Here is a 14,556-nt window from a genome sequence, read left to right as displayed (position 1 = left end):
CGACCCGCCGGTAATTGCAGTTATAAGGCTGGCAGATGGTTTTCCCGTTCCCTTGCCGCGCCGCGCAATTTGCCGCCGCGCCGCGCGCGCTCCGACGCGAGCCGCACGGCGCGTCCGGGTGATGAGGGCCGTGAATGAACAGCGATGACGACATCGCCGCATCGCTCCCCCAACCGCCGCCGCCCCGGCCGGCGCGGCGCGATGCCGCGATCGCCGAAGCGATGCGGCGTTTCGATGCGGCAGGCGAGGCGCCGCGTCCGGCCGGCCGGCAAAGCTCGGCGACACCCGCGCCATGGCAAATGCGGATCAACCGTCCGAAGATCGGCGCTTTGGTCACTATCGTGCTGGTCGCGGCGATCGGCCTGCCGATCCTGATGTCGGGTGATCCCCGACTCCCTGTTACCAATCGCGCGCCGGCAAACGGGGTCCAGAGCCCGGCAAACCCCGGCCCGGTCACCGGGCCATCGGTCGAGCCGGTACCGCCGATAGCAGCGACCGTGCCGCCGCCCCTCCTCCCTCCCCAGCGAGAAGCAGCGATCCCGCCCCCACCTGTGGTCGCTCCTGCCGTCCCGGCCGATGCGCCGTGCGGAACCGACAATTGTAGCGCCCGGGTAGCATCCGAAAGCAATGCCGATGCCAAGGCGATTACGGCGTTACCGCGCCCGCCCGAAGCGCAAGCGGCGCAAGGCTATAGCGCGTCGCCGCAAATCCAGGCGAAGCAGGAATTTCGGCGCCCGCCCGCCGCACCGGAAAACGCAGCCCGCGTCGCGACTGCGGCACCGCCCGCGCCTCCGCCGCCGCCTGCAAGGATTGCCGAGGCCGACACATCCGGCAGCGACATCGTGGTGACGGGGGCGAAGGTCAGCGCATCGGCCCGGCGGGTGGCACGCAGCCGGGCGAAGCGTGGCGACTGGAATGCCTGCACGGTGAGCGATCCGGGGCGCGATCTCGCCGCCTGCCGGAAACTGGTCGATGCCGGCAAGCCGGGTCCCGCCGGGCGTGCCGCCGCTTATCTTGCCGACGGACTGTCGCGCGCCTGGCAGGACGATGTGGACGGCGCGATAGCGGCATTCGACCGGGCGATCGAGGTGTCGCCGAAACTCTCCTTCGCCTATCTCAATCGCGGGCTGGCCCGTGCCCGCAACGGAGACGCCGCGCGCGCAATTGCCGATCTCGACCAGGCAGTGCGATACGCCCCGAACGCGGCGCGCAATTATTATCAACGCAGCCTGATGCGTCGGCAGGAGGGCGATGAAAAACGCGCCGCGGCGGATGAAGAGCGCGCGATCGATCTGGACTCACGATACGAGGCGGTGATCGTCCCCTAGCCGCGATAGCGCAGCGCTTCGACCAGCAATGCGAGGCCCGGCGACATCTGACGCCGGCTGGGGTAGTAAAGATAATAGCCCGGAAACGGCTCGCACCATTCTTCCAGCACGCGCACCAATGTGCCGGCCGCGAGCGGTGCGACGACCTGATCCTCGGGTACGAAAGCGATGCCGAAGCCGGCGATCGCCGCCGCCTGTATCATCATCGAGCTGTTGAAGATCAGTTGGCCCTCGACCCGCACGCGCACCTCGCGTCCATCGCGCTCCAGTTCCCAGGCATAAAGCCCGCCGGCCGATTGCATGCGCAGGTTGATGCAGCGATGGTGGGACAGGTCCTGTGGCGTGCGCGGGGCTGGATGGCGGGCGAGATAGGCCGGCGCAGCGACCGCCGCCATACGCAGCTCCGGCCCGATCGGCACCGCGATCATATCCTTGTCGAGCCGTTCGCCGAGCCGCACGCCGGCATCGAACCGGTCGCTCACGATATCGGCCAGACTGGCGTCGACATGGATCTCGATCGTCAGATCGGGATAACCGGGCAGCAGCCGCTCGATCGCCGGCCACAGGATCGACCGGGCGGCATGCTCCGCCGCGGTGATGCGGAGGGTGCCCGCCGGCTTGTCGCGCAGCTGGCCCAGCGCCGCCAGTTTCGCATCGATATCGTCGATCGCCGGGCGCAGCGTCTCGATCAGCCGCTCGCCGCCCTCGGTCGGCGCGACGCTGCGCGTGGTGCGGGTGAGCAGGCGGAAGCCGAGCCGCGCTTCGAGGCGGCGCAGCGTGTGGCTCAGCGCCGATTGCGACACGCCGAGCTTCGCCGCGGCGCGGGTGAAGCTGCGCTCGTCGGCAACGGCCAGAAAGGCGACCAAGTCGCCCAGATCCTCACGCCGCATGCGGGCTCTCCATCGTCATTCCCGCTATATATCATTCATGAATGTAGATCATAGCTTCATGCTGAATTGGCCGCCTAATATCATGAGCCTGCATATCCTAAATAAGGTGCGAGCGTGACGGCATGCGCCGCCACCGGCAGCAGGAGTACAGGATATGCAACAGCGTAAACTCGGTAGCAGCGGCCTGGAGGTTTCGGCGATCGGCCTTGGCTGCATGGGCATGAGCGCAACCTATGGACCGGCGCACGACGTGCCCGAGATGGTCGGGCTGCTGCGTGCCGCAGTCGAGCGCGGCGTCACTTTTTTCGATACGGCCGAAATCTATGGCCCGTTCATCAATGAAGAGTTGCTCGGCGAGGCCCTGGCGCCGGTGCGCGACCGGGTGGTGATCGCGACCAAGTTCGGCTTCCAGCCAGGCACCGACCCGCGCACTGCGCCGGGCGTCAACAGCCGTCCGGACAATATCCGCGCCGTGGCGGACGCCTCGCTCAAGCGGCTGAAGACCGATGTGATCGACCTGTTCTATCAGCACCGTGTCGATCCCGACGTGCCGATCGAGGAGGTCGCGGGCACGGTCGGCGACCTGATCCGCGAGGGCAAGGTGAAGCATTTCGGCCTGTCCGAAGCGAGCGTGCAGACGATCCGACGTGCGCATGCGGTGCAGCCGGTCGCGGCATTGCAGAGCGAATATTCGCTTTGGTGGCGACGGCTCGAGGCCGAGGTCATCCCGACGCTGGAGGAACTGGGCATCGGTCTGGTCCCGTACAGCCCGCTCGGTCGGGGATTCCTGACCGGGGCGATGGATGCCACCACTCAGTTCGGTAGCGGCGATTTCCGCAACAACCTGCCGCGCTTCACGCCTGAGGCGCGTGCCGCCAACCAGGCGTTCGTAGACCTGCTGAGCGAGGTCGCCGGTGTGAAGCAAGCGACGCCGGCGCAGGTCGCACTCGCGTGGCTGCTGGCGCAGAAGCCATGGATCGTGCCGATCCCGGGCACGACCAAGTTGCACCGGCTGGACGAGAATATCGCCGCCGCAGCGCTCACCCTCGATGGCGATGATCTGCGCCGTATCGCACAGGCGGCCGACGCCATCACTGCCGAGGGCGAACGCTATCCCGACCGGCTCGAAACCATGACCAACCTGTAGACAGTTGCCGATAAGGGGAGAAAGCGGCAACGCGGCTCGTTATCGTCCTGCCGATCCTGCCGCTTAACTTTCGGAGCAAGACCATGGACATTCAACGCAACGGGTCGAAGGAATCGGTCAAAGGTCCGGCAGACTATTTCACCGGCACCGTACGGATCGACGCGCCGTTCCAGCGTGAAGCGCCGGCACGGGTCGGCGGTGCGACCGTCACTTTCGAACCCGGCGCACGCACCGCCTGGCACACTCATCCGCTCGGCCAGACGCTGATCGTTACCGCGGGACTCGGATGGGTGCAGCGCGAGGGCGGGCCAAGGGAAGAAATCCGCCCGGGCGACATCGTGTGGATTCCGCCGGGCGAGAAACACTGGCACGGTGCGACCGCCGCCACTGCGATGACTCATATCGCGATTGCGGAAGCTCAGGGCGGTCGAGCGGTCGACTGGCTGGAGCCGGTCGATGACGCGCACTATGGCGCACCGGCCAACTGACTGGCCGGTGCATGCGACCAAGGCGTCAACCCGGTCCGCTGATCCCGGCGCTCATCCTGGCGACCACGGCTTCGCCGATGAAATCGTAGAGCTGCCGCGCGCTTGGCGGTAGCGCCCGCCCACCATCGTGCAGCGAAAGCGCGAATGGCTCGCCCGTCGGATTCGGCACTCCGTCCGCCGCCCCGAGCCGGCGCAATGCAGGGGGAAGCCCGATTGCGATCCGCAAGGTCACGCCCAGCCCGGCCTCGACCGCCGCCCAGATGCCCTGCACGCCGGGGCTGGTCAGGACCACGCGCCATGGGATGCCCGCCTCTTCCAGTACCGCCAACGCGCGCTGGCGAAAGAAGCAGGGCGGGTCGGACAACACCAGCGGCAACGGATCACCGGCATTCCATGCCAATCGCCCTGGCTCAGGGCCGATCCAGATTGCCGGCAGCCGTTCCATCACCATCGCATCAGGCCGGTGTGCCTGGTTGATCGCCAGCACGAGATCGAGTTCGCCACGATCGAGCCGGTCGATCAGTACCCGGTTGCGATCGACGACCGCCTCCAGCCGAACTGTCGGCAGGGCGCGGTTGAACCGGCCGAGCACCGCCGGAAGCCAGGTATCGGCGAAATCGCCGGGCAGGCCGAGCCGCACGGTGCCGCCTGCCGCCAGTCCGTTGATCGCGACCAGCGCTTCATCGTTGAGCTCCAGGATGCGCCGGGCATAGACCAACAAGGTCTCACCTGCGGCAGTGGCCACCAGACCGCGCCCCTGTTTACGGAACAGCGTCTGGCCGACCTGCTCCTCGATCTTGCGGATCTGCTGGCTGACCGCCGATTGCGAGCGGCCGATCCGGCCGGCGGCATGGACGAAGCCGCCAAGCTGCTCCGCCAGCACCAAGGTGCGCAGCACATCCATGTCGAGATTGGGCGATTGCATCACTTCATATTATCGAAAGTATAATATCAAAACTATCGAATTTTTGGAAGTGATGCTTGGCGTTAGAGCGAAGGCCAAACCAGCGAGGATCCCATGCTCAAGCTCATGCCACCACCCCGTACGATCGAAGTCGCCGCTGCTGCCGTGCTCGCGACCTCCTGCTTGTTCGCCTTTGGTCAGCCTGCAGACGCGCGCGAGACCATGCCGCCACGCGAGCTGGTTGGCAGCTGGACGCTGGTCGCCGCCGATGTCCGGCATCCCGATGGAAGCATTGGCCGCGACTATGGCGAGGCGCCCAGGGGTAGCCTGATGATCGACGCCCGGGGGCGCTATGCGCTGCTGATCTACAAGAGCGAGCGGCCGAAATTCGCCTCGGGCGACAAGGCCAAGGGCACACCCGAGGAATATCGCGAGACGGTGCTGGGGATGAGCACGCATTTCGGCACCATCGCCGTCGATGCGGCGGCGAAGACGCTGACCTTCGCGATCGAGGAGGCCAGCTATTCCAACTGGAACGGCGCGAAGCAGCAACGCCATTATGAGCTGAAGCGGGGCGAGCTCCGCTATACCGTCGAGGCGCGTCCCAATGGCGATGTGCCCATCTCGATCTGGCGGCGAATTGCCTGAGCCGCGCCGACTCCTCCACCTTTGCCCTTCCGTACTCCCCGAGAGGATGACCCGATGACTCTGATCCGCAGCGCGACGCTCGGCATGTTCTGCATGGCCAGCGCTTTATCGATTTTATCCGGCGGACCGGTCGGAGCCCATGCCATGCCACCCCATATGCCCGCGCCAGCCGATAGCGGCCCGGCGGCTCCCGATCGCAAACCCTATGAGATGGTGGCCTTTGCGAAGATCAAACCCGGCCAGGTCGTGATCGATTATCTGCCGGGCAAAGGCTATTTCACCCGGGTGTTCAGTGCGGCGGTGGGCAACCGGGGCAAGGTCTATGCGGCGACGCCGCAATTCTACATCGACCGGCTGAAGGGACGCCCTTTGCCGCCAGCTGTTTCCACCGAAAGCGGATTCAGCAATGTCAGCGAAATCGTCTCCGGTGACGAAACGCTGAATGCCCCGGTACCGGTGGACCTGGTCTGGACGTCGCAAAATTATCATGACGTCCATAACTGGACCGGCGCGACGGGCGTCGCGGCTCTCAACAAGGCCGCGTTCATGGCGCTCAAGCCCGGCGGGCTTTATGTAGTTCTCGACCATGCCGGCGTGGCGGGACTCGATGCGGACGGCATGGCGAAGCTCCACCGCATCGATGAAGCGCTGGTGAAGCAGGAAGTGCTTGCGGCCGGTTTCATACTCGACGGCGAGTCGCAGGAGCTGCGCAACCCCGCCGATCCGCGCAGCGCCAATGTCTACGACCCCTCGATCCGCGGAAGGACCGATCAGTTCATCCTGCGCTTCCGCAAGCCGCGGTGATGGAGACTCACGCGCGCCGCAGCCGGAACCCCGCCCCCTCATAGCTGCGCACTGCATTGCCGCGTTCAAGGTCGCGATTCTGCCCCCAGAGCGCGCGCTTGCCGCCCGCATCACCCGCGCGGCGCTGCTCATCGAACAGCATGACGAGCTTCAGCCGTGCGATCTTCTTGTTGGCGAATTGCGAGCGCTGGTCCTGCGAGAGAGTGGCGATACCCGTGGGCAGATGCGTCGCGCGGACCGCGCTGTCGGTCTTGTTGACATGCTGCCCGCCAGGGCCGGAAGCGCGCAACGTCTGGTAGCGGATATCCTCCTCGCGAAAATCGGGGATATCGTCGGCGCGCGGCGCGGGGGCTACGCCGACGAACCAGTTGCGGCGCTTGTGCAACGGGCGGAACGGGCTGGCGCCGATCCAGCGGATCGTGCCGATGCGTGCGGCGGCGAAGCGTTCCGCCCCCTCACCCACTACGCGCAGCAAGACCGATGGCGCAGTGCCGGAAAGCGGCTCCACCGGTTCGCAATCCAGCCCCTCCGCTTCACCTTCACGGCACAGGACACGGGCCAGTTCGGCGACGACCCACTCGCATTCGCAGGGCCCCTGCCCAGCCGAAAGATGCAGGATGATCTCGGTCATGCGCGCCTCGTCTTGTAGGTGATCAGCGGGCGCATGGTCGCGACCAGGTCGATCAGCCCGGCCTGATGCAGGTCGCGAATGACCTGATGGATATCCTTATAAGCCTGGGGCGCTTCCTCGTAGATCAGGTCGCGATCCTCGCAGATCACGCGGCTGCCGAGTTTGGTGCGTTCGAGATCGGCGATAGAGAAGCGACGGGCAAGCTTGTCGCGCGCTTCGCTGCGGCTCCATTTACGCCCCGCGCCATGCGCAAGCGACTGCAGCGAGGCGTCCGCATGATCGGGCCGGGGGCGGACGATATAGGTCATCTCGCCGCGCGAACCCGGCACCACGACCAGCCCCTTGTCGGCCGGCGCTGCACCTTTGCGGTGCAGCCAGCCGCAGCGATGCGCGGTGACACTGTTGTGACAGATGTCGAGCATCCGCTCTCCGCTCATGCCGAGGCGATCGAAGAAGCGATCGGCGATGATGGCGCGATTGAGGATCGCCCAGCGCACTGCGTCATCATGCTCTGCCAGATAGGCCCCGCAGTCGGGCTTATCCGCGATCAGAGCGCCAGTATTATGGCGCGCAAGATGGCGTTCGAGGATCGCATGGCCAAGGCCGCGCGAGCCGCTATGTACCATTAGATAGATGAACCCGGCGTCGAGGCCGAGCGATGCAAACAGGGCTTCATCCTTCACATCGTCAATGCGCAATATCTCGGCGAAGTGATTGCCGCCGCCGATGCTGCCAAGCGCTTCGCCCATCAGCATCGGCGGCAGGCCGGCATCGGCGAGACGCGCGGCATGATCGCCCGACCAGGGATCCTCCAGCCCGCGCAGCTTGCGCTCCGCCGCGTCGAGGCGGAATTTGCGCAGTGGCATCGACCCGCGCCACAACGCCATGCCGCAGCCGATATCGCTGCCCACGAGGTGCGGATAGACATGGGTGCGCGACCAGAATGCCGCGCCGACCGCGATACCGCGGCCCGCATGGAGATCGGGCAGGCCGACAATCTTGTCGATGCCCGGCAGGCGCGCGGTCTGGTGGAGCTGGTCGACCGCGGCCTGTTCGATCCAGCTTTCGGGCGAAGCGATGATGCGGATGGTGGCCTCAGCCATCGTGGCAGCCCGTTCCAGCGCAGTTCGTTCTTGGTCCGCGGAGCCATCTCGCCCGGTCGCGCCAGAACGAGGACGCTCGACGATGATCTTGAACATATCAGCGCGCATGACGAACCTCCCCGCAAACGAGGAAAACGGCATGGTGATGCGCGCACCGGAAAGATGGCGCGTTGCGAACAGAGAGAAGAAAGTTGGACGCAGCCGACCGGCTGCGGAAATCGTCTAGGCGAAATGGATCGCCCGCGTGGAGAGTGCCCATGCGGATTGTTCCTGAATACGGAAATATGAAGTGGCGGTGCTTGTTGCGTTGGCGGTTCGCATGACTCACTCCTTTCCGTTTGCTGGAACAATTGACGACAGGCGCGGCCAGTACGCCGGTCCATGATCTTTTTCAACCCGTCTCATGCACGGGGCGCTTCACATCACCCTCGCCGCAGGGCCTTGGCAGTCATCGCGCAGGTCGCACAATTTATCGCTGAACGGATGACCTGCGCATCGCCGCGGGCTCTGTCTCGGCCTGCCGGGGTGGGCGGACCCGCGTGCAGGAGCTTTCCGGCACGCGTTTAAAGGGATGAACCATATGCGTTTCCAATCCATCATGCTGGCGGGCCTCGGCGCCATCACGCTCGCCGGCTGCGCCAAGAAAGAGGAAGTCGCAGCGCTTCCACCGCCCCCACCGGGCGCGGTGGCCGGCAGCACCGCCGCCGATCGCGACGGCGACGGCATCATCGACGGCTATTACACGGCCGACGGCATCTACCACCCCAACGCCGTGCCGCAGCTGCCGCCGCCGCCCGCGCCGACGCGTCGAGGGGAAAGAGGCTGATCGCTTCACTTCGGGGAATGCGGCCGTGCCGCATTCCCCTCTGCCTGTCCGTCTGCTTGATGCCCGTCTGTCTGATGATCGCAACCATCGCCGCCGGCCCGGTCGCGGCTGCGCCGGCGCGCGCCACGACTGGTCCGACCGGCCCTGTCGCGCTCGCCATTCGCGAAGAAGCGGGTGGTTCGCTCAAACGCTTTTATGCCGATCGCGGCTTCCGCCCGCTTTGGGCGCCGGGCGGCAAGATCGGGCGGCAGGCCGATACGCTGATCCGCTTCCTCAGATCCGCCGAGCTGGATGGACTGAGGCCTTCTTCTTACGGCCCCGACAAGCTCAGCGATGCCATCGGTGCGGCGCGCGGCGGCGATCCCCGCGCGGTCGCCCGTGCGGAACTCCAGCTCTCCAACGCCTTTGCGCGCTACGTCCAGGACCAGCGGCGGGGCGGCGTGCGAATGATCTATGCCGATCGCAGACTGAAGCCGAAAAAGCTCCCGACCGATCGCGTTCTGCGCGCCGCCGCCTTTCCCAGATCCTTCAGCGACTATGTTGCCGATATGGGCTGGATGAGCCCGCTCTATGTCCGGCTGCGCGACCTGATGGCACGGGCCGAGAAAACGGGTGCGTCGCGAGAGACGGTCGAGCGGCTGCAGCTCAATCTCGACCGCGCCCGGCTCCTCCCCGGCCCCTGGACCCGCCACATCGTGGTCGACGCATCGTCGGGCCGGCTGTGGTATTACGAGGCGGGCGAGCAGGTCGGCACGATGCGCGTCGTGGTCGGCGCGCAGGAAACCCAGACGCCGATGCTTGCGGGCACGCTGCAATGGGCGATCCTCAATCCCTATTGGAACGTGCCCGATTATCTCGCCGAAAAGAGCGTCGCGCCGAAGATACTCGGCGGCAAGTCGCTCGCGTCGCTGCGAATGGAGGCGCTGTCGGATTGGAGCCCGTCAGCGCACAAGCTCGATCCGGCATCGATCGACTGGCCAGCAGTCGCATCGGGCAAGCAGGTCTTGCGGCTGCGCGAATTGCCGGGTGCGGGCAATTCGATGGGCAGAGTGAAATTCATCTTCCCCAACAAGGAAGGCATTTACCTGCACGACACGCCCAATCGCAATTTGCTGCAGAAGGATGATCGCCATTTCAGCAATGGCTGCATTCGCTTGGAGAATGCCGCCGAGCTCGGCCACTGGTTGCTCGCCAGGCCGATCGGCGCCGGTTCGGGCAAACCGGAACAGGCAGTACCACTACCAGCGCAAGTACCGGTCTATCTGACCTATATCACCGCGACCGCCACCGATGCGGGCGTCGCGTTCCGCAAGGATGTGTACGGCCGGGACAAGTGAAAGCACCGGTGAGGATGCCCCCGGACGGCCCCAACGCCGTCCGGGGACAAACCATCAGGCGGCTGCGCGCAATTCCCGCGCGGCTGCGACCATCGCTTCGATCGCGGGACGCACTTCCGCCCATTTGCGGGTCTTCAGCCCGCAATCGGGATTGACCCACAATTGGCTCGCATCGAGATGCGTGCGGGCGAGCTTCATGAGATCGACCATTTCCACGACGCCGGGAACGCGCGGCGCGTGGATGTCGTACACGCCCGGCCCGATCCCGCTCGGATAGCGGTAGCTGGCGAAGCCTGCGAGCAGCTCCATCTGCGACCGTGCGGTTTCGATCGAGATCACATCGGTATCCATCGCGCCGATCGACGGCAGGATATCGTTGAATTCCGAATAGCACATATGGGTGTGGATCTGCGTTGCATCGGCCACCCCGGCAGCGGAGAGGCGGAAGCATTCGACCGCCCAGTCGAGATAGGCCTGCCAGTCCTTGCGGCGCAGCGGCAGCCCTTCGCGCAGCGCCGCTTCGTCGATCTGGATCGCCTTGGCGCCGGCCGCTTCGAGATCGGTCACTTCGTCGCGGATCGCCAGCGCGATCTGCCGGCAGCTGGCGCTGCGCGGCTGATCGTCACGCACGAACGACCAGTTGAGGATGGTGACCGGGCCGGTCAGCATGCCCTTCATCGGCCGCACGGTGAGATCCTGCGCGTAGCGCCACCATTCGACCGTCATCGCCTTTGGCCGCGACACGTCACCGAACAGGATCGGCGGCCGCACGCAGCGCGAGCCATAGCTCTGCACCCAACCCTGGCGCGTGAAGACGAAGCCGGCCAGTTGCTCACCGAAATACTGCACCATGTCGTTACGCTCGAACTCACCGTGCACGAGCATGTCGAGGCCGACTTCTTCCTGCCAGCGGATCGCGCGTTCGGTTTCCTCACGCAGGAAACCTTCATAGGCCGCATCGTCGATCAGGCCCTTGCCGTGCTGCGAACGCGCCTGACGCACTTCGGGAGTCTGCGGGAAGGAACCGATCGTCGTGGTCGGGAACAACGGCAGACCAAGCGCGGCCTGCTGCTCGGCCTGGCGGATGGCATGGCCCGAGCGGCGCTGCTGCATGTCCGGCGTCACCGCCGCGATCCGTGCCGCGACCGCCGCGTCATGGATACGCGGCGAGGTGCGGCGATTGGCCGCGGCCTGTGCCGATGCAGCGAGCGGTGCTGCGACGCTGTCGCGCCCCTGGTTGAGCGCACCCTTCAGAACGCTGAGTTCCTCGATCTTCTGCACCGCAAAGGCCAGCCACTGCGCGATTTCCGCATCGATGCCGGTTTCCAGCGCCAGGTCGATCGGCGTGTGGAGCAGCGAGCAGGACGGCGCGAGGATCAGGTCGCGGGTTGCAGCGATCGGCTCAAGCCGGTCGAGCAATGCCGTCAGGTCGGCGCGCCAGATGTTGCGCCCGTCGATCACCCCGAGCGAGAGCAACAGGCTTTCCGGCGCCGCGGCGAGCACGGCACCGAGCTGTTCCGGTGCACGCACCAAATCGACATGCAGGCCGGCGACCGGCAGCGACGTGGCGAAGGACAGATTATCCTCCAGGCCGCCGAAATAGGTTGTCAGCATCAGCTTCACGCCGCAGCGCGACAGTCGGTCATAGGCGCGAGTCAGCGCGTCGCGCTGACGATCGCTGAGGTCGAGCACCAGACAGGGCTCATCGATCTGCACCCATTCAGCGCCGGCCGCGGCGAGCTGGCTGAGCACGGCGCTGTACAGGCCGACGACCTGGTCGAGAAAGTCGAACGCGTCGACGTCACGCGTCTTGGCCAGCGACAGCCAGGTGACCGGGCCGAGCAGCACCGGGCGCGTCTCGAACCCCTGCGCCCTGGCTTCGCGATAATCGTCGACCGCCTTGGCCGTCGTGAGCGAGAGGCGCTGTCCCGCAACCAGCTCGGGCACCATATAGTGATAATTGGTGTCGAACCATTTGGTCATTTCCTGCGCGGTCTCGCCCGCTCCATGGGCATGGCTGCAACCCGCATCGTCGCCGGTCGACCCACGCGCCATGGCGAAATAGGTCGCCAGGTCAGCGGTGCCTTCGGCGGCGGCATAGCGTTCCGGGATCGCCCCGAGCATGACGCTGGTGTCGAGCACATGATCGTAGAGCGAGAAATCGTTGGACGGCAGCCAGTCGGTGCCGAGCGAACGCTGCCGTGCCCAGGCCGCGGTGCGCAGGCCGGCAGCGGAATCGAGCAGTTCGGCTTCGCTCGACTTGCCGGACCAAAAGCGTTCAAGCGCGAATTTCAGTTCGCGGCGCGGGCCAATGCGCGGGAAACCCAATGTGGCAATCGTGACGGTCATGATCTTCATACCCGATGAAGGGCGAAGCGCCAGGCACGGACACAGGCACATGCGCCCGGACCACCCGAACCGGGGCCTGGCCACGACATGCAAGCGACCAGCCCGGACACCCCGCCGGTGGACGTTATCAAGCCCCCCTCCCCGTATCGGGGAGGAAGCGCCGGGCGAGGCAGGTCTCCTGGCTCGCGGGTCATCACGTCGGCCTGGCCTTCCCGGTGGCTTGACGCCGCCAGTGACACTTGATGGCCGCCGCTCGCCGCTTACAGTTGCGGGGGCAGCGCCGGCATTGTCCCTGGATCGCTCCACGGCCGCACCGGCTTCCCGTCTTAGCTCCACGAACGACATGTCCGCGAAGAACCTCGACGCCGCAGCATCCCAGCGAATGACTGCGGCGTCAAGTAAGATATAAAGATATCTTTATATTGTTATACCAGTTCGCCAATCGTTACCACCGGCGTGGTATGGCGCATCGCATTGTAACCGGTTACTTGAAGCCCCTGCGACCGGCGATCAGCGTCGGCGGGAGAGGTTGATGGCGGACGTACGGCTGATGCAAGCCTCGAAATCCTTCGGGACGACCGAGGTGCTGCGCGACGTGAATCTGGAAATCGCGGACGGCGAGTTCATCGTGTTCGTCGGCCCGTCGGGCTGCGGCAAATCGACCCTGTTGCGGGTCATTGCAGGCCTTGAGGAACTGACGCGCGGCGAGGTGTCGATCGGTGGCCGGACGGTCAACGACATCGCGCCAGCCGATCGCGGCATTGCCATGGTGTTCCAATCCTATGCGCTTTATCCGCATATGAGCGTGCGCGAGAATCTGGCCTTCGGGCTGAAGCTGCAGCGCCTGCCCCGGGCGGAGATCGACGCGGCGGTCGAGGCGGCAGCAGCGACGCTCGACATCGGTCATCTGCTCGACCGCAAGCCGAAGCAATTGTCCGGCGGGCAGCGCCAGCGCGTCGCGATCGGCCGCGCGATCGTGCGCAAGCCGCAGGTGTTCCTGTTCGACGAGCCGCTGTCCAATCTCGATGCGGCGCTGCGTGTGCGGATGCGTTACGAATTTGCCGGGCTGCACAAGACGCTCGGCACGACGATGATCTATGTCACGCACGACCAAGTCGAGGCGATGACGCTGGCCGACCGCATCGTCGTGCTGTCCGCCGGCCGGGTCGAACAGGTCGGCACGCCCGCCGAACTCTATGCCCATCCCGACACGATCTTCGTCGCCGGTTTCATCGGGTCACCGAAGATGAACCTGCTGCCCGCGACCCTGATATCCAATACGGCCAGCGGCGCGGTTGGTCCGGCTGGCTGGGGGCGCGGAGATCCGCACCAACATCAATGCGAGCCGCCTGGCGCCCGGGGCGGCAATGACGCTTGGCATCCGGCCTGAACATTTCATGCGCGACGGCGAGATCAACCAGGTCGACACGATCGTGCGCTTCGTCGAATCGCTGGGCAGCGCTCATTTCGGCTATCTCGATCTCGCCGGACTGGAAGAACCGCTGACCTGCGCGCTTGCCGAACGGCCGGCGACCGGCTCGGTCATCACCGTCACCCTGCCGCCCGAACATCTCTATCTGTTCGATGCGAACGGCTCGGCGCTCGCCCGGCCGCGCAACGCATCGGCGCGGGACGCCGCCTGACGCCGACCTGTCACTCCGCGCCGAACCAGTCGATCGGGTGGCCGGCGCGAGGGGAGTCGCGGCCATCGCCAGATCCGATTTTCCGCTGTTCTCCGGAATAAAAAAAGCCACCCCTGTTAAGTTGGACTTTGAGTGTCAATTTCCGGTTTGTTACCAATGCGTTGAGAGCTCGCACCCCTGTTAGCAATAACAGGGGTGGGAACGCACAGGAACAGGGGTGGGAAAGCGCATTAACAGGGGTGAGCCGACCGCTGTTCATGCCGGAACAGCGGTCGCGCAGGACGCGTAAATTATCCAGTCATGTCAAAGAGCGGGGCAGCGCCGACAAGCGCTCCGTCCGCCACTACGCTGGCATGACCAACAGCACGGTTGAATCGGCGCGATCCGCCACACCGCCCGTGCAGGATATCGATCCGCCCGAATCGAAATATTCGCTTGGCACGACACCATGTAACCGG

14 protein-coding genes and 1 riboswitch are annotated in these 14,556 nt (G+C 65.5%); of the genes, 9 read left to right on the top strand and 5 right to left on the bottom strand.

Annotated elements, in window-relative coordinates; genetic code table 11:
* Positions 1-134 precede the first annotated feature (134 nt).
* Positions 135-1,328: a tetratricopeptide repeat protein gene (locus tag H3Z74_RS00725; protein WP_187762127.1), complete on the top strand. Its 1,194-nt coding sequence runs from the start codon at positions 135-137 to the stop codon at positions 1,326-1,328.
* Here H3Z74_RS00725 and H3Z74_RS00720 read toward each other — a convergent pair.
* Positions 1,325-2,218, bottom strand: a complete 894-nt coding sequence (locus tag H3Z74_RS00720; protein WP_187762126.1) for a LysR family transcriptional regulator — start codon at positions 2,216-2,218, stop codon at positions 1,325-1,327. The genes H3Z74_RS00725 and H3Z74_RS00720 overlap by 4 nt on opposite strands.
* Positions 2,219-2,372: 154 nt before the next feature.
* Here H3Z74_RS00720 and H3Z74_RS00715 point away from each other — a divergent pair, with 154 nt between their 5' ends.
* Positions 2,373-3,365 (top strand): aldo/keto reductase, encoded by a 993-nt coding sequence (locus H3Z74_RS00715; protein WP_187762125.1) that lies wholly within the window; start codon positions 2,373-2,375, stop codon positions 3,363-3,365.
* A gap of 83 nt (positions 3,366-3,448) precedes the next feature.
* Entirely contained in the window at positions 3,449-3,853 is a 405-nt protein-coding gene (locus H3Z74_RS00710) for a (R)-mandelonitrile lyase (protein WP_187762124.1), read from the top strand.
* A 25-nt stretch (positions 3,854-3,878) separates the two neighbouring features.
* Here the strand turns inward: H3Z74_RS00710 and H3Z74_RS00705 are convergent, their stop codons facing one another.
* Positions 3,879-4,778 (bottom strand): LysR substrate-binding domain-containing protein, encoded by a 900-nt coding sequence (locus tag H3Z74_RS00705; RefSeq protein ID WP_187762123.1) that lies wholly within the window; start codon positions 4,776-4,778, stop codon positions 3,879-3,881.
* A gap of 93 nt (positions 4,779-4,871) precedes the next feature.
* Here H3Z74_RS00705 and H3Z74_RS00700 point away from each other — a divergent pair, with 93 nt between their 5' ends.
* Both H3Z74_RS00700 and H3Z74_RS00695 read left to right on the top strand, forming a co-directional pair.
* Positions 4,872-5,405, top strand: a complete 534-nt coding sequence (locus H3Z74_RS00700; RefSeq protein ID WP_229726803.1) for a lipocalin-like domain-containing protein — start codon at positions 4,872-4,874, stop codon at positions 5,403-5,405.
* 54 nt (positions 5,406-5,459) lie between these two features.
* Entirely contained in the window at positions 5,460-6,209 is a 750-nt protein-coding gene (locus tag H3Z74_RS00695) for a class I SAM-dependent methyltransferase (RefSeq protein WP_229726802.1), read from the top strand.
* A gap of 7 nt (positions 6,210-6,216) precedes the next feature.
* Here the strand turns inward: H3Z74_RS00695 and prfH are convergent, their stop codons facing one another.
* Positions 6,217-6,840 (bottom strand): peptide chain release factor H, encoded by a 624-nt coding sequence (gene prfH, locus H3Z74_RS00690; protein ID WP_187762121.1) that lies wholly within the window; start codon positions 6,838-6,840, stop codon positions 6,217-6,219.
* A complete protein-coding gene (locus tag H3Z74_RS00685) occupies positions 6,837-7,943 on the bottom strand; it encodes an RNA ligase RtcB family protein (RefSeq protein ID WP_187762120.1) in 1,107 nt (368 codons plus the stop codon). Before H3Z74_RS00685 ends, prfH begins: the two co-directional genes overlap by 4 nt.
* A 580-nt stretch (positions 7,944-8,523) precedes the next feature.
* Here H3Z74_RS00685 and H3Z74_RS00680 point away from each other — a divergent pair.
* Both H3Z74_RS00680 and H3Z74_RS00675 read left to right on the top strand, forming a co-directional pair.
* Entirely contained in the window at positions 8,524-8,769 is a 246-nt protein-coding gene (locus H3Z74_RS00680; protein WP_187762119.1) for a hypothetical protein, read from the top strand.
* A gap of 74 nt (positions 8,770-8,843) precedes the next feature.
* Positions 8,844-10,106, top strand: coding sequence for a L,D-transpeptidase scaffold domain-containing protein (locus H3Z74_RS00675; RefSeq protein WP_229726801.1), 1,263 nt, complete (start codon positions 8,844-8,846; stop codon positions 10,104-10,106).
* Positions 10,107-10,160: 54 nt separating this feature from the next.
* Here the strand turns inward: H3Z74_RS00675 and metE are convergent, their stop codons facing one another.
* Positions 10,161-12,455 carry a 5-methyltetrahydropteroyltriglutamate--homocysteine S-methyltransferase gene (gene metE / locus H3Z74_RS00670; protein WP_187762117.1) on the bottom strand — a complete coding sequence of 765 codons (2,295 nt, stop codon included), beginning with the start codon at positions 12,453-12,455 and terminating at the stop codon, positions 10,161-10,163.
* 151 nt (positions 12,456-12,606) lie between these two features.
* Positions 12,607-12,831, bottom strand: a riboswitch (cobalamin riboswitch).
* Between the two features lie 156 nt (positions 12,832-12,987).
* Between metE and H3Z74_RS00665 the strand changes: the two genes are divergently transcribed.
* Both H3Z74_RS00665 and H3Z74_RS00660 read left to right on the top strand, forming a co-directional pair.
* Positions 12,988-13,845 (top strand): ABC transporter ATP-binding protein, encoded by an 858-nt coding sequence (locus H3Z74_RS00665; RefSeq protein WP_187762116.1) that lies wholly within the window; start codon positions 12,988-12,990, stop codon positions 13,843-13,845.
* Positions 13,823-14,098, top strand: a complete 276-nt coding sequence (locus H3Z74_RS00660; RefSeq protein ID WP_187762115.1) for a TOBE domain-containing protein — start codon at positions 13,823-13,825, stop codon at positions 14,096-14,098. Before H3Z74_RS00665 ends, H3Z74_RS00660 begins: the two co-directional genes overlap by 23 nt.
* Positions 14,099-14,556 lie beyond the last annotated feature (458 nt).

Origin of the sequence: Sphingomonas alpina (assembly GCF_014490665.1) — a bacterium.
GTDB lineage: Bacteria > Pseudomonadota > Alphaproteobacteria > Sphingomonadales > Sphingomonadaceae > Sphingomonas > Sphingomonas alpina.
This window is presented reverse-complemented; position numbering and strand designations above follow the sequence as displayed.

Coding starts and splice junctions, on each gene's coding strand:
- H3Z74_RS00725 (WP_187762127.1), top strand. CDS start 135: ATGAACAGCGATGACGACATCGCCGCATCGCTCCCCCAACCGCCGCCG.
- H3Z74_RS00705 (WP_187762123.1), bottom strand. CDS start 4,778: ATGCAATCGCCCAATCTCGACATGGATGTGCTGCGCACCTTGGTGCTG.
- H3Z74_RS00680 (WP_187762119.1), top strand. CDS start 8,524: ATGCGTTTCCAATCCATCATGCTGGCGGGCCTCGGCGCCATCACGCTC.
- prfH (WP_187762121.1), bottom strand. CDS start 6,840: ATGACCGAGATCATCCTGCATCTTTCGGCTGGGCAGGGGCCCTGCGAA.
- H3Z74_RS00660 (WP_187762115.1), top strand. CDS start 13,823: ATGACGCTTGGCATCCGGCCTGAACATTTCATGCGCGACGGCGAGATC.
- H3Z74_RS00700 (WP_229726803.1), top strand. CDS start 4,872: ATGCTCAAGCTCATGCCACCACCCCGTACGATCGAAGTCGCCGCTGCT.
- metE (WP_187762117.1), bottom strand. CDS start 12,455: ATGACCGTCACGATTGCCACATTGGGTTTCCCGCGCATTGGCCCGCGC.
- H3Z74_RS00715 (WP_187762125.1), top strand. CDS start 2,373: ATGCAACAGCGTAAACTCGGTAGCAGCGGCCTGGAGGTTTCGGCGATC.
- H3Z74_RS00695 (WP_229726802.1), top strand. CDS start 5,460: ATGACTCTGATCCGCAGCGCGACGCTCGGCATGTTCTGCATGGCCAGC.
- H3Z74_RS00685 (WP_187762120.1), bottom strand. CDS start 7,943: ATGGCTGAGGCCACCATCCGCATCATCGCTTCGCCCGAAAGCTGGATC.
- H3Z74_RS00675 (WP_229726801.1), top strand. CDS start 8,844: ATGATCGCAACCATCGCCGCCGGCCCGGTCGCGGCTGCGCCGGCGCGC.
- H3Z74_RS00720 (WP_187762126.1), bottom strand. CDS start 2,218: ATGCGGCGTGAGGATCTGGGCGACTTGGTCGCCTTTCTGGCCGTTGCC.
- H3Z74_RS00710 (WP_187762124.1), top strand. CDS start 3,449: ATGGACATTCAACGCAACGGGTCGAAGGAATCGGTCAAAGGTCCGGCA.
- H3Z74_RS00665 (WP_187762116.1), top strand. CDS start 12,988: ATGGCGGACGTACGGCTGATGCAAGCCTCGAAATCCTTCGGGACGACC.